Here is a 20,809-nt window from a genome sequence, read left to right on the forward strand (position 1 = left end):
GCTGCGTTGTCCGCGTATGAGACGGGTCCGTCGGCCGGACCATCCATGCGCTGCTGCAGGCCTCAGACGATGGATGGTTTCGATTCTTCGGTGTGAGCGACCGCTATGCGCGGCTCGCCTGCCAACGCGAATGATAACGAGACTTGCGCCCCGGCCACAGCCCCGTCGACCGTGCGGTTGGAAAGCTCGATCCGCGCACCGTGCTCATCGGCGATCTTCTTGACCACGGCCAGGCCCAGTCCGGTGCCTCGGGCCTTGGTGGTGACGTAGGGTTCGAAGGCCCGCTTGAGGATGTTCTCCGCGAAGCCCGGGCCGCTGTCTTGCACGGTGAGCCGCACCCGCTGGCCCGAATCGCCCAGCCGGGTCCGGATCACCACCTCGCCCGCGCGCCCCGTTCCGGCGGCCGCGGTCTCGGCGGCATCCTGGGCGTTTTGCAACAGGTTGTGGATCACCTGGCGGATCTGCTGCGCGTCGCCGCGGATCGGCGGGCAGCGCTCGTCCAGCTCGCTGTGCAGCGCGATCGGACCGCTTTCGGCAACGTAGAGCTGGAGCACGTCGCCCACCAGCGCGTTCAGGTCGACCGGCTTGAGGTCGGCCGCCGGCAGGCGCGCGTAGTCGCGGAATTCGTTGACCAGCCGCTTCATGGCATCGACCTGGTCGACGATGGTCTTGACCGACTTGGTGAGGATGGCCTGCTCGGGCGGCGCGACCTTGCCGGCCAGCTTCATCTCCAGCCGTTCGGCCGACAGCTGGATCGGCGTGAGCGGGTTCTTGATCTCGTGCGCCAGCCGGCGCGCCACCTCGCCCCAGGCCTGCGCACGCTGGGCCGAGACGATCTCGGAGATGTCGTCGAACACCAGCAGCCGCGCGGCGCCCGGCAGCTCCGCGCCGCGCGCGACGATGTTGATCGCATCCTGCTGGGCCATGCCGAAGTTGTTGGCGTGCAGTTCGAAGGCATGCTGCCAGTGGTCGAGCCCGTGCTGGGCACGCTCGACTTCGAAGTCGTCGAACTGCTGCTGCACGTTGTGCGCGAAGGCGGCCAGGCCGGGCACGTCGCGCAGGGGCTGCCCCTCGTAGGCGGCCAGCGGCGCCCGCAGCACACGCGTGGCGCCGGGGTTGGTCGACAGCACGGTGCCGACCTGGTCGAGCACGATCACGCCGGAGGTCAGGTTGTCGAGAATGGTCTGCAGGTTGCCGCGCGCAGCATCGAGCTCGCCCACCGTCTGCTCGACGGCCGCACGCGCATCGGCGAGCTGCTGGGTCATGACGGCAAACGAGCGCGTGAGCCCGCCCAGCTCGTCCTTGCCCTGCAGCACCACGGTCGGCCGGAGGTCGCCGCCCGCCACCTGCCGCACGCCGTCGGCCAGCACCAGCAACGGCCGCGCGAGCCCGTTGCCGAACAGCACCGCCAGCAGCACCGCGCCGAACACGGCCAGGAACAGGCACAGCGTGAGCGTGCCGATGTACATGCGGCGCAGGCCTTCGCGCGCCAGCGAACGCTCCTGGTACTCGCGGTTGGCCTCCTGCACCGCCAGGGCATTGGCGACCACCGCGGGCGGCAGCGGCTGGGTGACCTGCAGGAAGCGGGGGTCGGTGTCGAAGTCGAAGCCGGGGCGCTGCACCAGCGCCAGCGCCCGGACGCTGGCGGGCGCCACGGGCGGGCCGGTGGTCTGGGACTGCACCTCGTCCAGGCCCTCGATGTGCGAGATCACGCGGTCGGTGCGCACCTGGCGAAACTGCTGCGGCGTGGGCCGCTCGGGGTTGAGCTGGAAACGCGAGGCGCCGGCGCCGGCGATCAACTGGCCGGTGCCGGTCCAGAGCACCACGTCGCTGGCGCCCAGTTGGTCGCGCATGCGTTCCAGCTGCAGACCGGCGCTGGTGTCGGGCACGTCGGCCAGCTGGCTGCTGGCCGCGCGGGTCTTGGTCGCGAGGTCGGCGGCCAGCGAGTCGAGCGTGGCGCGTCCCAGGTTCAGGCCGGCATCGAGCGCGCCTTCGACCTTGACGTCGAACCAGCTCTCGATCGAGCGCGAGACGAACTGGTAGGACACGAAATACACCAGCACGCCCGGCACCACGCCGACCAGCGCGAAGATGGCGGCCAGCTTGATCAGCAGCCGGCTGCCGAACTTTCCCTGGCGCAGCCGCCGCACCAGCCGGAACGCGACCCAGCCGATCACCAGCATCAGCAGCGTGGCGACCACCACGTTGATGCCGAAGAGGCGCGCATAGTTCTGCTCGTAGAGCGCGCGGTTGTTGGTGGCCACCGCCAGCAGGAACATCAGCACCAGGCCCATGGCCGTGACCAGTGCGGCGATCACGCCGACCGCCCAGCGCATCGCCCGCGCCCGGCCGGCGGCCTTGACCGCCGCGGCGGTGCGGGGGTCGACGGTGCTCATCGCGCCTTGTCCACGCTCAGCCGCGCACTGCGCTCGGCCGTGATGTCCCATTCGGACAGGCCGACCACGCCGATCTGGAACGGCCGCGGCAATTGCGAGGTGTCGAGCCGGAAGCGGAACACCACGGGATGGGAAACGTCCTCGCCGATCTCCGCCTCGTCGCCAAGGCGCAGCCGGCCGACCCGCTTGACGGCATCGAGGGCCTCGTCCAGCGTGTCGAAGTTCTGGTTGAGCGAAACGCCGAAACCCACGTTGCCGCTGATCGGCACCGGCGCCACGTTGAGCCGCCAGCGCCGCGTCAGGGGCTGATAGGCCAGCCGCATGTAGCGCGAGACCTGCGCGACCTTGCGGTCGGTCCAGTACCAGCGCTCGCGGTAGAGCTCGGCCTCGGCCACGAAATGCACCGCGATGCCTTTCATGAGCACGTCCTCGACCAGCGTCGGCAGTTCGAACTGCACGGCGGCGCTCAGGTAGACGCCGTCGTCGCCACGCTCGAGGCGGAGCTGGGTGACCGAGGCGCCATGCTGCTGAGCCGCCGCCGGGGCGGGCCAGAGGCTGCACAGCCACAGCAGACAGGCCAGCAACAACCACGACCAGCCGCCCGGCGCCCAGGCCGCGCCCCCGCCACGCCGGTCAGCGGGGCTTTTCGAGCAGGGCGTAGAAGAAGCCGTCGTGATCACCCAGGGGATTGTCCGGGACGCCGCGTCCATTGCCGCCGCCTTGGGGCAGCAAATGACCTGGGGAAGGGAGCAATCGGGCATCGGTGTTGTGCGCAAGAAACGCCTCGATCTGGTAGGAGCCCTCTTCCCGGAAGACCGAGCAGGTGCAGTAGAGCAGCCGTCCGCCGGGGCGGACCAGCGGCCAGAGCGCGGCCAGCAGCATCGCCTGCTGCTGCGCGAGCTGAGGGGTATCGCTCTCGCGTCGGAGCCAGCGCACGTCGGGATGGCGCCGCACGATGCCCGAGGCCGTGCAGGGCGCGTCGAGCAGGATCGCATCGTAGGGCTGGCCGTCCCACCACTCGCCCGGACGGCCCGCATCGGCGACCACCACCTTGGCCTGCAGGTCCAGCCGGGCCAGGGTTTCGTCGATCCGGCGGCTGCGCACGGCATCGACCTCCAGCGCGGTCACCTCGATCGCGGTCCGGCCCGCGCGTTCGAGCAGATGCGCGGTCTTGCCGCCCGGGGCCGCACACGCATCGAGCACGCGCAGGGGGGCGGCGCCCGGCTTGCCCAAGGGCAGCCCGTCGAGCAGCAGCGCAGCCGCCAACTGGGCCGCGGCGTCCTGCACCGACACCTCGCCGGCGGCGAAACCGGGCAACTGCAGCACGGGTCGGGCCTGCGCCAGCTGCACGCCGTCGTCGCCGACGGGCCAGCCTTGCTGGTCGTCGTGCCGCAAGGCGAGCAGATAGGAGGCGACCGAGGTCTTCTGGCGATTGACCCGCAGCGTCATCGGCGCCTGCTGGTTGTCGGCCGAGAGCATGCGTTGCCAGTCGCGCGGATGGTCGCGCCGCAGGCGTTCGATCCACCAGCGCGGATGGTTCCACTGCGCCACCGGCTCGTGGTCGGTGGCGGCGACCAGTTCGTCGCGCTCACGCAGGAAGCGACGCAGGCAGGCGTTGATGAAGCTGGCCTGCGCGCGCGTCGTGGGATTGCGTTTGGCGGCCTCGACCGCCTGGTCGACCAGCGTGAAGGGCTCGTAGGGCGAGGACGCCGGGTCCCACGCCAGCGCGAGCGCCGTGCACAGCAGCGCGTCGGCCGGCGGCGGCGGCGTGCGCTTGGCCAGATGGCGGCGCAATGCCTCGGCGCGGCCCAGCCGTCTCAGCACCTGGAAGCCCAGCGACTGCACGCCCGGCCGCAGCGCCGGTTCGACCAGCTCGAAGGCGACCGAGCCCGAGGTGCCCGCGCGGATGGCAGCCAACGCCTGGGCGGTGAGCTGGAGTTGCCGCCAGAGCGGCGGCGAGAGGGAGGGTTCGGAGAGGTCTGACAAGCGGTGGATGGTAACAATGGCGGAAGAAAGGATGTCGCGAACGGCAACACGTCGTGTCGGAAGTGCCCTGAAGCTCGGGCGGCGGCTTTACTTCATGGTGGCCGCCCGACGCAGCTGCATGACCCACGCCACCAGCAGCGCCGGAAACTGTCCGACGGCGCTGTTGTACTGCTGTACGGCGAGGTTGAACTGATGGCGCGCGATTTCGGCCGTGGCCGAGGGTTCGGGCCAGGCCACGGCATGCTCGGCGGCGACTGTCGTCGCGCCGGCATCCGGTCCGGACGGCGTGTCGGGCAGCGGCTGCCGGCGCGACAGGGTGCCGTCGACCTCGAAGCTGTTGACCGCATCGGGATAGAGCCTCTGCCAGCCCGTCAGCATCACATAGAGGGCCGTGTCGAGTGCCGCCATGCCGGCCGGGTCGAGCGGACGCAGCCGCGTGGCGGTCAGCAAGGTCGTCAACTGCAGCGTGCTTGCGCGCAGCGAGGCCACGGCAGGCGAAGCGGCGCCCTCGCCCTCCTTCAGCGCCTGCGCCTGCAGATGCGCCTGCACGAAGTCGAGCTGACGCAACAGCGCCGCGTCGAGCGCGGCGTAGGCCTGCAAGGCCGCCGAGCGCAAACGCATCAGCCGGTTGTACGCGCCGACGAACCAGAACAGCAGGATGGCCGCGCCGATCCAGTAGGGCAGCAAAGGCGGAAGACGACTCAGCACGTGCTCACACCCCAAAAAAGGACCTCGCGCGGCATGCCGCCCGAAGACCGTTCGAATGAAAAAACGCCCCCCGGCCGCAAAGGGGCAGGAGGGCGCAGGGGGCCGTTCATGGCCGAGGAAGAAGCCGCCGTTTACTCGGTGGCGGTGCCTTCGCCGGCATCGACCGTGGCCGTCGTCGCTTCGTCCGAGCCGTTGCCGGCCAGTTCAGCCGCTTCGGACTCGGCGATGGCGCGGCGCTCGGCCTCGTCCATCTGGTCCTTGGCACGACGGGCCTGGTGGTAGGCCATGCCGGTACCGGCCGGGATCAGACGACCCACGATCACGTTTTCCTTCAGGCCGCGCAGCTCGTCGCGCTTGCCCATGATCGCGGCTTCGGTCAGCACGCGCGTCGTTTCCTGGAACGATGCGGCGGAGATGAACGAGTCGGTCGACAGCGATGCCTTCGTGATACCCAGCAGCAGGTTGGTGAACGTCGCGGGGATCTTGCCTTCGGCGCGCAGGGCGTCGTTGGTGTTGAGCATTTCGCTGCGTTCGACCTGTTCACCGGAGATGTAGGTGGTGTCGCCGATGTTGTCGACCACGACGCGACGCAGCATCTGGCGAACGATCACCTCGATGTGCTTGTCGTTGATCTTCACGCCTTGCAGACGGTACACGTCCTGCACTTCGTCGACGATGTAGCGCGCCAGCTCTTCCGAACCCAGCAGGCGCAGGATGTCCTGCGGATCCGCCGGACCGTCGACCACCGACTCGCCCTTGTTCACCACCTGGCCTTCGTGCACCAGGATGTTCTTTTCCTTCGGCACGAGCTCTTCGTACACGCCGCCTTCAGGATCGGTGATCTGCAGGCGCAGCTTGCCCTTGGTCTCCTTGCCGAACGACACGGTACCGGTCATTTCGGCCAGCATGCCCTTGTCCTTCGGCGAACGGGCTTCGAACAGCTCGGCCACACGCGGCAGACCGCCGGTGATGTCGCGCGTCTTCTGGCCTTCGACCGGGATGCGGGCCAGCACTTCGCCGGGGCCCACGTCCTGACCGTCACGGATCTGCACCAGCGAGCCGATGGGGAAGCCGATGGTCACCGAGTGATCGGTGCCCGGGATCTTCACTTCCTGGCCTTGCGCGTCGATCAGCTTGACCTGCGGACGAACGATCTTGGCAGCGCCGCGGCGCTTCGGATCGATCACCACCAGCGTGGACAGACCGGTCACTTCGTCGACCTGCTTGGCCACGGTGAGGCCTTCCTCGACGTTCTCGAACAAGGCCTTGCCCGCGAACTCGGTGATGATGGGGCGCGTCAGCGGATCCCAGTTGGCCAGGATCAGACCGGCCTTGACCTGCTGGTCCGCCTTGACTGCCAGGATGGCGCCGTACGGCACCTTGTGGCGTTCGCGCTCACGGCCGTGCTCGTCATGGATGACGATCTCGCCCGAACGCGAAATCACGACCAGCTCGCTCTTGCTGTTGGTCACGTAGCGCATCGTGGCGTTGAAGCCGATCGAACCGTTCGACTTGGCTTCCACGCTCGAAGCGACGGCGGCGCGCGAAGCGGCACCACCGATGTGGAAGGTACGCATCGTCAGCTGCGTGCCGGGTTCGCCGATCGACTGGGCAGCGATCACGCCGACCGCTTCGCCGATGTTGATCAGGCCGCCGCGGCCCAGATCCCGGCCGTAGCAGGTGGCGCAGATGCCGAAGCGGGTTTCGCAGGTCAGCGCGGTACGCACCTTGACCTCGTCGACGCCTTGCGCCTCGAGCTCTTCGATGTTGTCCTCGTCGAACATCTCGCCGGCCTTGAGCAGCACCGAACGGTTTTCCGGGTGCAGCACGTCGTCGGCTGCCGAGCGGCCGAGGATTCGGTCGCGCAGCGATTCGATGACTTCACCGCCTTCGACGATGGCGCGCATCAGGTAGCCGCCGTGCGTGCCGCAGTCCTGCTCGATCACGACCAAGTCCTGCGTCACGTCGACCAGACGACGCGTCAGGTAACCCGAGTTCGCGGTCTTCAGCGCGGTGTCGGCCAGACCCTTGCGGGCACCGTGGGTGGAGATGAAGTACTCCAGCACGTTCAGACCTTCGCGGAAGTTCGCCGTGATAGGCGTCTCGATGATGGAGCCGTCGGGCTTGGCCATCAGGCCCCGCATGCCGGCCACCTGGCGGATCTGCGCAGCGGAACCGCGCGCGCCCGAGTCGGCCATCATGTAGATCGAGTTGAACGATTCCTGCTCGACGTCCTTGCCGTGGCGGTCGATCACGCGTTCCTTCGACAGCTTGGACATCATGACCTTCGACACTTCGTCGCCGGCCTTGCCCCAGATGTCCACCACCTTGTTGTAGCGCTCGCCGGAGGTCACCAGACCGGAGACGTACTGCTGTTCGATCTCCTTCACTTCCTTGGCCGAGCGCTCGATGATGCCGTGCTTTTCGGCAGGCACCAGCATGTCGCCGATGGCGATCGAGATGCCGGCCTTGGTCGCGAGACGGAAACCGTTCTGCAGCAGCTTGTCGGCGAACACCACGGTCTCTTTCAGACCGCACTTGCGGAACGAGACGTTGATGAGCTTGGAGATTTCCTTCTTCTTCAGCGCCTTGTTGATGTTCGAGAACGGCAGGCCCTTCGGCAGGATCTCGGACAGCAGCGCGCGGCCCACGGTGGTGTCCACGAGCGAGGTCGACGGCGTGAAGACGCCGGTTTCCTTGTCCTTCGTGTACTCCGTGATGCGCACGGCCACCTTGGCGGTGAGTTCGACTTCGTTGGCGTCGAGCGCGCGCTGGACTTCACCGATGTCGGAGAAGATCAAGCCCTCGCCCTTGCCGTTGATGCGGTCGCGGGTCGTGTAGTACAGACCCAGCACCACGTCCTGCGAAGGAACGATCGACGGTTCGCCCGAAGCCGGGAACAGCACGTTGTTGGAGGCCAGCATCAGCGTGCGGGCTTCCATTTGCGCTTCCACCGACAGCGGCACGTGGACGGCCATCTGGTCACCGTCGAAGTCGGCGTTGAATGCCGCGCAGACGAGCGGGTGCAGCTGGATCGCCTTGCCTTCGATCAGGATGGGTTCGAAGGCCTGGATGCCCAGACGGTGCAGCGTGGGCGCACGGTTCAGCATCACCGGGTGCTCTTTGATCACCTCTTCCAGGATGTCCCAGACCACCGGCGTGCCCGATTCGACTTCCTTCTTGGCCGCCTTGATCGTGGTCGCGATGCCCATGGCTTCGAGGCGCGAGAAGATGAAGGGCTTGAACAGTTCGAGCGCCATCAGCTTCGGCAGGCCGCACTGGTGCAGCTTGAGCGTCGGGCCCACCACGATGACCGAACGGCCCGAGTAGTCCACGCGCTTGCCCAGCAAGTTCTGGCGGAAACGACCGCTCTTGCCCTTGATCATGTCGGCCAGCGACTTCAGTGCGCGCTTGTTGGCGCCCGTCATGGCCTTGCCGCGACGACCGTTGTCCAGCAGCGAGTCGACCGCTTCCTGCAGCATCCGCTTCTCGTTGCGCGCGATGATTTCCGGGGCCTTGAGCTCCAGCAGGCGGCGCAGACGCGAGTTGCGGTTGATGACGCGGCGGTACAGGTCGTTCAGGTCGGAGGTCGCGAAGCGGCCGCCGTCCAGCGGCACCAGCGGACGCAGGTCCGGCGGCAGCACGGGCAGCACTTCGAGCACCATCCACTGGGGCTTGATGCCCGACTTGCGGAAGGCTTCCAGCACCTTGAGGCGCTTGGAGTTCTTCTTGACCTTGACTTCGGAACCGGTCAGGTCGCCACGCAGGCGTTCGATCTCGCTGTCGAGTTCGATGCCTTCGAGCAGGTCGCGAATGCCTTCGGCGCCCATCTTGGCGATGAACTCGTCACCGAATTCCTTGCGCTTCGTGTCGTAGTCGTCCTCGGACATGATGCTGAACTTCTTCAGCGGGGTCATGCCGGGGTCGGTCACCACGTACGCTTCGAAGTACAGCACGCGTTCGATGTCGCGCAGCGTCATGTCGAGCACCAAACCCAGACGCGATGGCAGCGACTTCAGGAACCAGATGTGGGCGCAAGGCGCGGCCAGGTCGATGTGACCCATGCGCTCGCGACGCACCTTGGTCTGCGTGACTTCAACGCCGCACTTCTCGCAGATCACGCCGCGGTGCTTGAGGCGCTTGTACTTGCCGCACAGGCACTCGTAGTCCTTGATGGGGCCGAAGATCTTGGCGCAGAACAGGCCGTCGCGTTCGGGCTTGAAGGTCCGGTAGTTGATCGTCTCGGGCTTCTTCACCTCGCCGAAAGACCACGAACGGATCTTCTCGGGCGAAGCCATGCCGATCTTGATGGCATCGAAATGCTCATCGGGCGTGAATTGCTTGAACAGGTCGAGTAAAGACTTCATGTGATTCTTTCCTTGTCTGCTTATGAACGTTCGAGTTCGATGTCCAGGCCCAGGGAACGGATTTCCTTGACCAGCACATTGAACGATTCCGGCATGCCGGCTTCGATGGAGTGTTCGCCCTTGACGATCGACTCGTACACCTTGGTACGGCCCACCACGTCATCGGACTTCACCGTCAGCATTTCCTGCAGAACGTAGGCGGCGCCATAGGCTTCCAGCGCCCACACTTCCATTTCACCGAAGCGCTGGCCACCGAACTGGGCCTTGCCGCCCAGCGGTTGCTGCGTCACGAGCGAGTACGGGCCGGTGGAACGTGCGTGCATCTTGTCGTCGACCAGGTGATGCAGCTTCAAGAAGTGCATGTAGCCCACGGTCACGGGACGCTCGAACTGGTCGCCGGTGCGGCCGTCGTACAGGTAGGCCTGCGTACGCGATTCGGTCAGGCCCTTGAGCTTGGCGATCTCTTCCGGGTACGCCAGCTGCAGCATGCCGCCGATTTCCTCTTCGGTCGCGCCGTCGAACACGGGGGTCGCGAAGGTCACGCCGGACGACAGGTTGGCGGCCATTTCGAGCACGTCGGTGTCGCTCAGCGCGCTGAGGTCTTCCTTGCGGCCCGAGCCGTTGTAGAGCTTGTCGAGGAAGGCGCGCAGTTCGGCGATCTTCGACTCGGCCTGCAGCAGGTCACCGATGCGCTGACCGATGCCCTTGCCGGCCCAGCCCAGATGCACTTCGAGCACCTGGCCCACGTTCATCCGCGAAGGCACGCCCAGCGGGTTCAGGCAGATGTCGCACGGCGTGCCGTCGGCCATGTGGGGCATGTCTTCGACCGGAACGATCTTGGACACCACACCCTTGTTGCCGTGGCGGCCGGCCATCTTGTCGCCGGGTTGCAGGCGGCGCTTGACGGCCAGGTAGACCTTGACCATCTTGAGCACGCCCGCGGGCAGCTCGTCGCCCTGCGTGAGCTTCTTGCGCTTTTCTTCGAACGCGAGGTCGAAGCTGTGGCGCGTCTGCTCCAGCGAGTTCTTGATCGACTCGAGCTGCGAAGCCACTTCGTCGTCCGCCGGACGGATGTCGAACCAGTGGAACTTCTCGATCGAGGCGAGGTACGCCTTGTCGAGCTTGGTGCCCTTGGCCAGCTTGTTCGGGCCGCCGTTGGCGGTCTTGCCGCTGAGCAGCTTCTCGATCCGGTCGAACGCGTCGGCTTCGACGATGCGCAGCTGGTCGTTCAGGTCGAGGCGGAAGCGCTTGAGTTCATCGTCGATGATCTGCTGAGCGCGCTTGTCGCGCGTGATGCCTTCGCGGGTGAACACCTGCACGTCGATCACGGTGCCTTGCGAGCCCTGGTCCACACGCAGCGAGGTGTCCTTCACGTCGGAAGCCTTCTCGCCGAAGATGGCGCGCAGCAGCTTCTCTTCAGGCGTCAGCGTGGTCTCGCCCTTCGGCGTGACCTTCCCCACCAGCGTGTCGCCCGGCTGCACTTCGGCGCCGACGTAGATGATCCCGGATTCGTCCAGGCGGTTGAGCTGCTGCTCGGCCAGGTTCGGGATGTCGCGCGTGATTTCTTCGGCGCCCAGCTTGGTGTCGCGGGCCATCACCACCAGTTCCTCGATGTGGATCGAGGTGTAGCGGTCTTCGGCGACCACGCGTTCGGAGATCAGGATCGAGTCTTCGAAGTTGTAGCCGTTCCACGGCATGAAGCCGATCAGCATGTTCTGGCCCAGGGCCAGTTCGCCGAGGTCGGTCGAGGCGCCGTCGGCCACCACGTCGCCCTTGGCGATCTTGTCGCCGCGCTTGACGATCGGGCGCTGATGGATGTTGGTGTTCTGGTTCGAACGCTGATACTTGATCAGGTTGTAGATGTCCACACCGACTTCACCGGCTGCCGCTTCGGCGTCGTTCACGCGCACCACGACACGGGTCGCATCGACGTAGTCGACGATACCGCCGCGGGTGGCCGTCACGACGGTGCCCGAGTCGACCGCGGAAACGCGCTCGATGCCGGTGCCGACGAAGGGCTTCTCGGGACGCAGCACGGGCACGGCCTGACGCTGCATGTTGGCGCCCATCAGTGCGCGGTTCGCATCGTCGTGCTCCAGGAAGGGCACGAGCGAAGCGGCCACCGACACGATCTGTGCGGGCGACACGTCCATGTACTGGACGCGCTCGGCGCCCACCAGGATCGATTCGCCGGCTTCACGCGCAGAAACCAGGTCGCCGGTCAGCACGCCGTCCTTGTCCAGGGCCGCATTGGCCTGGGCGATCACGTACTTGCCTTCTTCGATGGCCGACAGGTAGTCGATGTCCAGCGTGACCTTGCTGTCGACCACGCGACGGTACGGCGTCTCGATGAAGCCGTATTCGTTCAGGCGGGCATACAGGGCCAGCGAGTTGATCAGGCCGATGTTCGGGCCTTCGGGCGTTTCGATCGGGCAGACGCGGCCGTAATGGGTCACGTGCACGTCGCGCACTTCGAAGCCTGCACGTTCGCGCGTCAGACCACCCGGGCCAAGGGCCGACACGCGGCGCTTATGGGTGATTTCGGACAGCGGGTTCGTCTGGTCCATGAACTGCGACAGCTGCGAGGCGCCGAAGAATTCCTTCAGCGCGGCCGAGATCGGCTTGCTGTTGATCAGGTCGTGCGGCATCAGCGGCTCTTGCTCCGCTTGACCCAGACGTTCCTTCACCGCCTTCTCGATCCGTGCCAGACCGGTGCGGTACTGGTTCTCGGCCAGTTCGCCCACGCAACGCACGCGGCGGTTGCCCAGGTGATCGATGTCATCGACTTCGCCGTTGCCGTTGCGCAGGTCGACCAGGATCTTCACGACGTGAAGGATGTCCTCGTTGGTCAGCACCATCGGGCCGGTGGATTCGTCGCGACCGACCTTGGCGTTGAACTTCATGCGGCCCACGCGCGACAGGTCGTACGTGTCCGGGTTGTAGAACAGGCGCTGGAACAGGGCCTGCACCGCGTCTTCCGTCGGCGGCTCGCCGGGACGCATCATGCGGTAGATGGCTACGCGCGCAGCGAACTCGTCGACGGTTTCGTCGATGCGCAGGGTCTGCGAGATGTACGCGCCCTGGTCCAGTTCGTTGGTGTAGATGACCTGGATGTCCTGCACGCCCGAGGTGCGCAGCTTCTTCAGCAGCGCTTCGGTCAGCTCGTCGTTGGCCTTCGCCAGAATTTCACCGGAGTCGGCGTCGACGATGTTGCGGGCGATCACGCGGCCGACCAGGAAGTCTTCCGGCACGCTGATGTGCGTGGTGGCCGACTGCTCGAGTTCGCGCGTGTGGCGCGCGGTGACGCGCTTGTCCTTGGCGACCACGACCTTGCCGGCCTTGTCGGTGATGTCGAAACGGGCCACTTCGCCGCGCAGACGCTCGGCGACGAATTCCATTTGCGCGCCGCTGTCCATCAGGCGGAAGTTGTCGTTCACGAAGAAGTTCGCGAGGATCGATTCCGGGTTCAAGCCGATGGCCTTCAGCAGGATCGTGACCGGCATCTTGCGGCGACGGTCGACGCGGAAGTACAGCATGTCCTTCGGGTCGAACTCGAAGTCGAGCCACGAGCCGCGGTAGGGAATCACGCGGGCCGAGAACAGGAGCTTGCCCGAGCTGTGGGTCTTGCCCTTGTCGTGTTCGAAGAACACGCCAGGCGAACGGTGGAGCTGCGACACGATGACGCGCTCGGTGCCGTTGATGATGAACGAGCCCTTCTCGGTCATGAGCGGCACTTCGCCCATGTAGACCTCTTGCTCCTTCACTTCCTTGACCACCTTCGACTGCGACGTCGACGACTCGCGGTCATAGATGATGAGCTGGACCTTGGCGCGCACGGCCGAGGCGAAGGTCAGACCACGGGTCTGGCACTCGCGCACGTCGAACGCCGGCTTCGCCAGGTTGTACTCGAGGAACTTCATCTCGACGAAACCGTTGTGCGAGACGATCGGGAACGCGGCGGTGAACGCGGCTTGCAGGCCGTCGATGGTGCGCTTCGTTGGCGCGATGCCAGCTTGCAGGAACGCGGTGTAGGCGTCCTTTTGCATCTGCAGCAGGTAGGGGATTTCAACGACGCTGTCGCGGCTACCGAAATTCTTTCGGATGCGCTTGCGTTCGGTGTAACTGTACGTGGACGTTTGGGCCATGAGAGCTCCGGGGCTTGAGATCTTGCGCGACTTGTCAGCGGTGCTTGCGCACCCCTGCTTGGCGGCTGGCCACTACCAGCCGTTGGCGGACAGTGATGCGTTGCACATCACCCGAACCAAGGGGTCTTCTGCAGTCGGGGTCAGAAGACACTCGAAAACCGTTTGGGGGGCTTTCCACCGACCTCTGGATCGGTGAAAGCCGGCGAAACAGGCCGGTTTTCGGGTGCGCTCTGAAAGCGGCAAAGGCTGGAGGGCTCTTGCGAGCACCTCCAGCCCTTGAGGGGGACTGAATTACTTCAGTTCCACCTTGGCGCCAGCTTCTTCCAGCTTCTTCTTGGCAGCTTCAGCGTCAGCCTTCGACAGGCCTTCCTTGACAGCCTTGGGAGCGGCTTCCACCAGGTCCTTGGCTTCCTTGAGGCCCAGGCCGGTGATTTCGCGCACGGCCTTGATCGCCGACACCTTGTTCGCGCCAGCTTCCATCAGCATGACGTTGAACTCGGTCTGCTCTTCAGCAGCAGCGGCAGCGGGGCCTGCAGCAGCGGGGCCTGCCATGGCGGCAGCGCTCACGCCAAACTTCTCTTCGATGGCCTTCACCAGGTCGTTGAGTTCCAGGACCGTCATCGCGTCGAGTGCGGTCAGAAATGCGTCTTTATCGAATGCCATTTTTGTTTCCTAACAATTGGGTTGAATGTTCCAACGAAGCCGGCTTACGCGGGCTGCGCTTCGGCTTCTGCCGGTGCATCGGTTGCGGGTGCGCCTTCGCCACGCTTCGCCGACAGCGCCGCGAGAACGCGTGCGGTACGGGAAATCGGGGATTGCATCAAGCCCAGCAACTGCGCCAGCAACACTTCCTTCGAAGGGATGCTTGCGAGCTGCTTCACGCCGTTCACGTCCAGGACCTTGCCGCCAAACGCGCCACCGCGAATCACCAACTTGTCGTTGGTCTTCGCGAAGTCGGCCACCACCTTGGCGGCGGCCACTGCGTCTTCGGAAAAGCCGTAGATCAGCGGACCGGTCATCTGGTCACCGATGACTTCGAAAGCGCTTCCCGCGACAGCACGGCGTGCCAGCGTGTTCTTGAACACGCTGAGCGTCACGCCCTGGCTGCGCGCGGCATTGCGCAATTTCGTCATATCAGCGACCGTGATGCCACGGTATTCCGCCAGCACGAGCGTTTGAGCTTTTGCGGCGAGGCTGGTCACGTCACCGATGACCGCTTCTTTCTCACTGCGATTCAGACTCAAGGTCTACTCCTTTTAATGCGCCTTTCGGCCGGACTTTCGTCCGGGCCTCCAGACGCGCTTCATGCAGCGACCAACTGTTTCGGAAACGAATTCCTTGCAGTGGGATCGCCATCTGCGCTGGTTGAGGGCTCCGAAGAATCCTCGATTAAGTGCAGCGAACTGCACGCCAGCGGTCTTGGATGGCCCGTCGCGCTCGCTGCTGTGACACAGCGCCGCGTCGGCCCACCACATCGCCGCGTCCCGAGAGACACGGCAAATTCTTCAAATCAGCTCTGTGCGATCGATTGGGTGTCGACGCGAACGCCCAGACCCATGGTCGACGACACCGCCACCTTGCGCAGGTACACACCCTTGCTGGTCGCGGGCTTGGCCTTGACCAGCGCTTCGATCAGCGCTGCCAGGTTGCCCTGCAGCTTGTCGGTGTCGAACGAGCGACGGCCGATCGTGCCGTGCACGATGCCTGCCTTGTCGACGCGGAACTGCACCTGACCGGCCTTGGCATTGCGGACCGCCTGCGCGACGTCCGGCGTGACCGTGCCGACCTTCGGGTTGGGCATCAAACCGCGCGGGCCGAGGATCTGGCCGAGCGTACCGACGACGCGCATGGCGTCCGGTGCAGCGATGACCACATCGAAAGGCATGTCGCCAGCCTTGACCATGGCAGCCAGGTCGTCCATGCCGACGATGTCGGCGCCGGCGGCCTTGGCTTCTTCAGCCTTGGCGCCTTGGGCGAACACGGCGACGCGCTTGGTCTTGCCGGTGCCGTTGGGCAGCACGACGGCGCCACGCACGACCTGGTCCGACTTCTTCGCGTCGATGCCGAGTTGCACGGCCACGTCGATGGATTCATCGAACTTGGCGGTGGCGGAGTCCTTCACGAGACCGATGGCATCGACCAGTGCGTACAGCTTGTTGCTGTCGACCTTGCCGACCTGGGCTTTTTGCTTCTTGGTGATCTTGGCCATTACACGCCTTCCACAGTCACGCCCATCGAACGGGCAGAGCCGGCGATGGTACGAACGGCGGCATCCAGATCGGCTGCCGTCAAATCCTTCATCTTGGCCTTGGCGATCTCTTCGAGCTGAGCGCGCGTGATCTTGCCGACCTTCGTGGTGTGCGGCGTGGCCGAACCCTTGTCCAGCTTGATGGCCTTCTTGATCAAGGTGACCGCAGGCGGCGTCTTGATGATGAAGGTGAAGCTCTTGTCCGCGAACGCGGTGATGACCACCGGCAGCGGCAGACCCGGCTCGACGCCTTGGGTCTGGGCGTTGAACGCCTTGCAGAACTCCATGATGTTCAAACCGCGCTGGCCCAGTGCGGGACCGATGGGCGGTGACGGGTTGGCCTTACCAGCTGGCACTTGCAGCTTGATGAAGCCGACGATTTTTTTCGCCATGCTTTGCTCCTTGCGGGTGATATCGCCTCGGCGCTTGGCCGTGGCTCCCCGGGGGTTAACGGCTCTTCGATACGGTTGATTGCCGAGCCTGAGTGGCAATCAACACACAAGGACGAGGCTCGTTTCGAGCCTCGTTATTCTCTGTTTAAGTCTTTTCGACCTGGCTGAACTCGAGCTCGACGGGGGTGGCACGACCGAAGATCATGACCGACACGCGCACCTTGCTCTTTTCGTAATTGACTTCTTCGACGGTGCCGTTGAAATCGGTGAACGGGCCTTCCTTGACGCGAACGAACTCGCCCGGCATGAATTCGACCTTGTGGCGCGGCTTCTCGGTGCCCTGCTGCATCTGGCTCACGATGTCTTCGACTTCCTTCTGAGAAATCGGTGCGGGACGGTTCTTCGCGCCACCGACGAAACCGGTCACCTTGTTGGTGTGCTTCACCAGGTGCCAGCTCTCGTCGTCCATGATCATCTCGACCAACACGTAGCCCGGGAAGAAGCGACGCTCGGTGGTGCGCTTCTGGCCGTTCTTGATCTCGACCACTTCTTCGGTCGGCACCATGATGCGACCGAACTTGTCCTGCATCGCGGCGCGGTTGATGCGCTCCGTGATGTTGCGCTCCACGGCCTTTTCCATGCCCGAGTAGGCATGCACGACGTACCAGCGGAAATCCGGGTTGGTCGGGGCGGCAAGCAACGGGGTGCTTTCCGCCGCGGTTTCGACAGCGTCCGTCATTATTTTCTCCAGCCCAGAATGAGGTCGAAGAACACCCACTCGAGCGTCTTGTCGGTGAGCCAGAGGAACACCGACATGACCGCCACGAAAGCGAACACGTAGGCCGTCATCTGGATGGCTTCCTTGCGGGTCGGCCAGACGACCTTCTTGACCTCGCGCCAGGCGTCGCGGCCAAAGGCCAGCAGCTGGCGACCGCTTTCGGAACTTGCGAAGGCACCCACGGCCGCTGCCAGACCCACCAGCAGCACCGCCCACTGCACCAGGGAACCCTGGCGCGCCAGCAGGTAGAACGCCACGACGGCGCCCACTGCGAGCACGACCGCAGCCGCCAGCTTCGCCTTGTCGGCACTGGTGCTCACGGTCTCGATTTGTGTTGTAGCCATCTTCGGCAAGTTCCTGCGGCCTGTCGGCCTTCAATTCAATGCGCCTCTTGAGACGCCGAAGCCCGTCGGGTTGCGACGGGCCTTGGGGGCCACCCTCAGGTGGCAGGGGCAGTAGGAATCGAACCTACAACCTTCGGTTTTGGAGACCGACGCTCTGCCAATTGAGCTATACCCCTCCGGAATTACGCAATCACCTTGGCCACGACGCCCGAACCCACGGTGCGGCCGCCTTCGCGGATGGCGAAACGCAGGCCTTCTTCCATGGCGATCGGGTTGATCAGCTTCACGGTGATGCTGACGTTGTCGCCAGGCATGACCATTTCCTTGCCTTCAGGCAGCTCGATCGCACCGGTCACGTCCGTCGTGCGGAAGTAGAACTGCGGGCGGTAGTTGTTGAAGAAAGGCGTGTGACGGCCGCCTTCGTCCTTCGACAGCACATACACCTCGGCGGTGAAGTGCGTGTGCGGCTTGATCGAACCCGGCTTGCACAGCACTTGGCCGCGCTGGACGTCTTCGCGCTTCGTGCCGCGCAGCAGCACGCCCACGTTGTCGCCCGCTTGACCTTGGTCCAGCAGCTTGCGGAACATTTCCACGCCCGTGCAGATGGTCTTCTGGGTCGCTGCGATGCCGACGATCTCGATTTCTTCGCCGACCTTGATGATGCCGCGCTCGACAGCGCCGGTCACCACCGTGCCACGACCGGAGATCGAGAACACGTCTTCCACGGGCATCAGGAATGCACCGTCGATGGCGCGCTCAGGCGTCGGGATGTAGGTGTCCAGTGCGTCGGCCAGCTTCATGATGGCTTCTTCGCCCAGCTTGCCCTTGTCGCCTTCGAGGGCGAGCTTGGCCGAGCCGTGGATGATGGGGGTGTCGTCGCCCGGGAAGTCGTACTTGTCCAGCAGCTCGCGCACTTCCATCTCGACCAGCTCGAGCAGCTCGGCGTCGTCGACCATGTCGCACTTGTTCAGGAACACGATGATGTAGCCCACGCCCACCTGGCGCGCCAGCAGGATGTGCTCACGGGTCTGGGGCATCGGGCCGTCGGCGGCCGAGCACACCAGGATCGCGCCGTCCATCTGGGCGGCGCCGGTGATCATGTTCTTCACATAGTCGGCGTGACCAGGGCAGTCGACGTGTGCGTAGTGGCGGTTGGCCGTTTCGTACTCGACGTGCGCGGTGTTGATCGTGATGCCGCGGGCCTTTTCTTCAGGCGCTGCGTCGATCTGGTCGTAGGCCTTGGCTTCGCCGCCGAACTTGGCCGACAGCACCGTTGCGATCGCAGCGGTCAGCGTGGTCTTGCCATGGTCGACGTGACCAATCGTGCCCACGTTCACGTGCGGCTTGGTGCGGGTGAATTTACCTTTTGCCATTTTCTCGACTCCGAAAAAAACGAGATCAACACATTCACATGGAGTTGCGTGCTCTTGACAGCAACCCCGACAAATTGGTGCCCTTTGCGGGAATCGGACCCGCGACCTCCCCCTTACCAAGGGGGTGCTCTACCACTGAGCCAAAAGGGCTTTGCTTAACCAAACGTAACCAAAACGCATGCCAACCACGAACCGGACCTCTGGAGCGGGAGACGGGAATCGAACCCGCGTCATCAGCTTGGAAGGCTGGGGTTCTACCATTGAACTACTCCCGCATTCGGGGGCACTGCAAGGCACCCAAAGCGCTAGATCCAATCGCTCTTAGAAACCAAATTCATCGCTGGTGGAGAGGGCTGGATTCGAACCAGCGTACTCGTAAGAGGGCAGATTTACAGTCTGCTGCCATTAACCACTCGGCCACCTCTCCGGCGAACCTCGAAATATAGCACGATTTTGTGACTACACAGAAATCCCAGCGACAAGTTGAAGCAAGGCCCTCTGCCGAGGTGTGAACCCATCGATTATCAACCAGTTTTGACGTCTCCCGGCGCCTGCGCCTCACGCCAGGCCCGGGCTTCGCTGAAATGTCCGCAGCCGATGAACGGCACGGGCGGCCGCAGCGCCGACAGCGGCGAAGGATGATTCGACATCAGCACCTTATGGCGCGCAACGTCTATCAACGCCCGCTTACTTTGCGCATGCGCACCCCAAAGCATGAAAACGACCGATCGCTCGCCCTGCGCCACATGGCGAATCACGGCGTCGGTCAGCACTTCCCAGCCGCGGCCCGCATGGCTGGCCGGCTGGGCTTCCTCGACGGTGAGGCAGGTGTTGAGCAGCAGCACGCCGTGGGTCGCCCATTTCACGAGGCTGCCGCCCGGGTTCGGAAAGGGTGGCGGCGGCGTGCCCAGGTCGCGCTGGAGCTCCTTGAAGATGTTGCGCAGCGAAGGCGGCAGGGCCACGCCGGAAGCCACCGAGAAGGCCAGCCCCTCGGCCTGCCCGCGCCCGTGGTAAGGGTCCTGCCCCAGGATCACCACCCGCACGTCCCCGGGCGGCGTGAGCTCCAGGGCCCGCAAGGGTTGCGGCGGGAAGATCACCGCGCCGGCATCGAGACGCTCGCGCAGGAAGCCCTGCAGCTTCCGGCCGGCCGAACCCGCGAAGAAATCGTCGACCAGCGGCTGCCAACCCGGCGCCACGGGCCAGTCGGCAGGATCGCTGCTGGCCAGCTGATCCGGCCCGCTCATTGGAACAACGCCGCCAGCGCTTCGCCCGGTTCGTCCGCGCGCATGAACGCTTCGCCGACCAGGAAGGCCTGCACGCCGGCCGCGCGCAATTGCGCCACGTCGTCGCGCGAGGTGATGCCCGATTCGGTGACCAGCAAGCGCTCCGCCGGCACGCGCGCGCGCAGAGCGAGCGTGGTCTGGATCGACACCTCGAAGCTGCGCAGATTGCGGTTGTTGATGCCGATCAGCGGCGTCTTGAGCTTCAGCACGCGATCGAGCTCCGCAGCGTCGTGCACCTCGACCAGCACCGCCATGCCCAGGCCGAGTGCGATGGCCTCGAAGTCCTTCATCTGCGCATCGTCGAGGCAGGCCGCGATCAGCAGGACCGCATCGGCGCCCATCGCGCGCGATTCGTAGAGCTGGTAGGGGTCGACCATGAAGTCCTTGCGCAGCACCGGCAGGTCGCACGAAGCGCGCGCCTGCTTGAGGAAGTCGACGCTGCCCTGGAAGAACTGGCGATCGGTCAGCACCGACAGGCAGGCCGCGCTGACCGTGCCATCGCCTTCGGCATAGCTCTGCGCGATGTCGGCCGGGATGAACTCGGCGCGCAGCACGCCCTTGCTCGGGCTGGCCTTCTTGACCTCGGCGATCACCGCGGCCTGGCCGGCGGCGATCTTGCGACGCAGCGCGCCCACGAAGTCGCGCGTGAGCACACGGCTCTCGGCATCGAAGCGCACAGCCTCCAGCGGGCTGCGCTGCTTCGCGGCGGCGATCTCTTCGTGCTTGACGGCCACGATCTTGTTCAGGATGTCGGACATGGTTCTTTTCTCTCGCTGTCTGCGGTTCTGT

Annotated in this window: 15 protein-coding genes and 4 tRNA genes; all 19 read right to left on the reverse strand. The window is 64.9% G+C overall.

Going from position 1 to position 20,809, the window contains the following annotated elements; all coding sequences use genetic code 11:
- Positions 1-62: 62 nt before the first annotated feature.
- The 19 genes from ACSFBC_RS22025 to trpC all read right to left on the reverse strand — a co-directional run bounded on the left by ACSFBC_RS22025 (position 63) and on the right by trpC (position 20,778).
- Entirely contained in the window at positions 63-2,396 is a 2,334-nt protein-coding gene (locus ACSFBC_RS22025; RefSeq protein ID WP_435512480.1) for a sensor histidine kinase, read from the reverse strand.
- Positions 2,393-2,980, reverse strand: coding sequence for a DUF4390 domain-containing protein (locus ACSFBC_RS22030; RefSeq protein WP_435512702.1), 588 nt, complete (start codon positions 2,978-2,980; stop codon positions 2,393-2,395). The genes ACSFBC_RS22025 and ACSFBC_RS22030 overlap by 4 nt, the downstream gene beginning before the upstream one ends.
- A gap of 49 nt (positions 2,981-3,029) precedes the next feature.
- Complete coding sequence (gene rsmB / locus ACSFBC_RS22035) at positions 3,030-4,382, reverse strand: 16S rRNA (cytosine(967)-C(5))-methyltransferase RsmB (protein ID WP_435512481.1); 1,353 nt, start codon at positions 4,380-4,382, stop codon at positions 3,030-3,032.
- Between the two features lie 87 nt (positions 4,383-4,469).
- Positions 4,470-5,090, reverse strand: a complete 621-nt coding sequence (locus tag ACSFBC_RS22040) for a lema family protein (RefSeq protein WP_435512482.1) — start codon at positions 5,088-5,090, stop codon at positions 4,470-4,472.
- Positions 5,091-5,221: 131 nt separating this feature from the next.
- Positions 5,222-9,457: a DNA-directed RNA polymerase subunit beta' gene (rpoC, locus tag ACSFBC_RS22045; protein WP_435512483.1), complete on the reverse strand. Its 4,236-nt coding sequence runs from the start codon at positions 9,455-9,457 to the stop codon at positions 5,222-5,224.
- A gap of 20 nt (positions 9,458-9,477) precedes the next feature.
- Positions 9,478-13,602, reverse strand: a complete 4,125-nt coding sequence (gene rpoB / locus ACSFBC_RS22050) for a DNA-directed RNA polymerase subunit beta (RefSeq protein WP_435512484.1) — start codon at positions 13,600-13,602, stop codon at positions 9,478-9,480.
- Positions 13,603-13,893: 291 nt separating this feature from the next.
- Complete coding sequence (rplL, locus tag ACSFBC_RS22055; protein WP_219211519.1) at positions 13,894-14,265, reverse strand: 50S ribosomal protein L7/L12; 372 nt, start codon at positions 14,263-14,265, stop codon at positions 13,894-13,896.
- Between the two features lie 44 nt (positions 14,266-14,309).
- Positions 14,310-14,846, reverse strand: a complete 537-nt coding sequence (gene rplJ / locus ACSFBC_RS22060) for a 50S ribosomal protein L10 (RefSeq protein ID WP_435512485.1) — start codon at positions 14,844-14,846, stop codon at positions 14,310-14,312.
- A 266-nt stretch (positions 14,847-15,112) separates the two neighbouring features.
- Positions 15,113-15,811 (reverse strand): 50S ribosomal protein L1, encoded by a 699-nt coding sequence (gene rplA / locus ACSFBC_RS22065; RefSeq protein ID WP_435512486.1) that lies wholly within the window; start codon positions 15,809-15,811, stop codon positions 15,113-15,115.
- Positions 15,811-16,242: a 50S ribosomal protein L11 gene (rplK, locus tag ACSFBC_RS22070; RefSeq protein ID WP_219211526.1), complete on the reverse strand. Its 432-nt coding sequence runs from the start codon at positions 16,240-16,242 to the stop codon at positions 15,811-15,813. Before rplK ends, rplA begins: the two co-directional genes overlap by 1 nt.
- Positions 16,243-16,387: 145 nt before the next feature.
- Positions 16,388-16,981, reverse strand: a complete 594-nt coding sequence (gene nusG / locus ACSFBC_RS22075; protein ID WP_435512487.1) for a transcription termination/antitermination protein NusG — start codon at positions 16,979-16,981, stop codon at positions 16,388-16,390.
- Positions 16,981-17,364 (reverse strand): preprotein translocase subunit SecE, encoded by a 384-nt coding sequence (secE, locus tag ACSFBC_RS22080; RefSeq protein ID WP_435512488.1) that lies wholly within the window; start codon positions 17,362-17,364, stop codon positions 16,981-16,983. Before secE ends, nusG begins: the two co-directional genes overlap by 1 nt.
- Before the next feature lie 100 nt (positions 17,365-17,464).
- A tRNA-Trp gene (locus tag ACSFBC_RS22085) sits at positions 17,465-17,540 on the reverse strand.
- Between the two features lie 6 nt (positions 17,541-17,546).
- Entirely contained in the window at positions 17,547-18,737 is a 1,191-nt protein-coding gene (gene tuf / locus ACSFBC_RS22090; protein WP_435512489.1) for an elongation factor Tu, read from the reverse strand.
- Between the two features lie 75 nt (positions 18,738-18,812).
- Positions 18,813-18,887: transfer RNA gene (locus tag ACSFBC_RS22095), tRNA-Thr, on the reverse strand.
- A 51-nt stretch (positions 18,888-18,938) separates the two neighbouring features.
- Positions 18,939-19,012, reverse strand: a tRNA-Gly gene (locus ACSFBC_RS22100).
- A gap of 66 nt (positions 19,013-19,078) precedes the next feature.
- Positions 19,079-19,164, reverse strand: a tRNA-Tyr gene (locus ACSFBC_RS22105).
- A 97-nt stretch (positions 19,165-19,261) separates the two neighbouring features.
- Positions 19,262-19,981, reverse strand: coding sequence for a uracil-DNA glycosylase (locus ACSFBC_RS22110; RefSeq protein ID WP_435512490.1), 720 nt, complete (start codon positions 19,979-19,981; stop codon positions 19,262-19,264).
- Positions 19,978-20,778, reverse strand: coding sequence for an indole-3-glycerol phosphate synthase TrpC (trpC, locus tag ACSFBC_RS22115; RefSeq protein WP_435512491.1), 801 nt, complete (start codon positions 20,776-20,778; stop codon positions 19,978-19,980). The genes ACSFBC_RS22110 and trpC overlap by 4 nt, the downstream gene beginning before the upstream one ends.
- Positions 20,779-20,809 lie beyond the last annotated feature (31 nt).

This window comes from Variovorax frigidus (assembly GCF_051216515.1).
Lineage (GTDB): Bacteria > Pseudomonadota > Gammaproteobacteria > Burkholderiales > Burkholderiaceae_C > Variovorax.

Bases quoted from the DNA above. Each gene is read 5' to 3' on its own strand.
- rpoC (WP_435512483.1), bottom strand. From the start codon at position 9,457: ATGAAGTCTTTACTCGACCTGTTCAAGCAATTCACGCCCGATGAGCAT.
- ACSFBC_RS22110 (WP_435512490.1), bottom strand. From the start codon at position 19,981: ATGAGCGGGCCGGATCAGCTGGCCAGCAGCGATCCTGCCGACTGGCCC.
- rplA (WP_435512486.1), bottom strand. From the start codon at position 15,811: ATGGCCAAGATCACCAAGAAGCAAAAAGCCCAGGTCGGCAAGGTCGAC.
- ACSFBC_RS22025 (WP_435512480.1), bottom strand. From the start codon at position 2,396: ATGAGCACCGTCGACCCCCGCACCGCCGCGGCGGTCAAGGCCGCCGGC.
- rplL (WP_219211519.1), bottom strand. From the start codon at position 14,265: ATGGCATTCGATAAAGACGCATTTCTGACCGCACTCGACGCGATGACG.
- secE (WP_435512488.1), bottom strand. From the start codon at position 17,364: ATGGCTACAACACAAATCGAGACCGTGAGCACCAGTGCCGACAAGGCG.
- trpC (WP_435512491.1), bottom strand. From the start codon at position 20,778: ATGTCCGACATCCTGAACAAGATCGTGGCCGTCAAGCACGAAGAGATC.
- tuf (WP_435512489.1), bottom strand. From the start codon at position 18,737: ATGGCAAAAGGTAAATTCACCCGCACCAAGCCGCACGTGAACGTGGGC.
- rpoB (WP_435512484.1), bottom strand. From the start codon at position 13,602: ATGGCCCAAACGTCCACGTACAGTTACACCGAACGCAAGCGCATCCGA.
- nusG (WP_435512487.1), bottom strand. From the start codon at position 16,981: ATGACGGACGCTGTCGAAACCGCGGCGGAAAGCACCCCGTTGCTTGCC.
- rplK (WP_219211526.1), bottom strand. From the start codon at position 16,242: ATGGCGAAAAAAATCGTCGGCTTCATCAAGCTGCAAGTGCCAGCTGGT.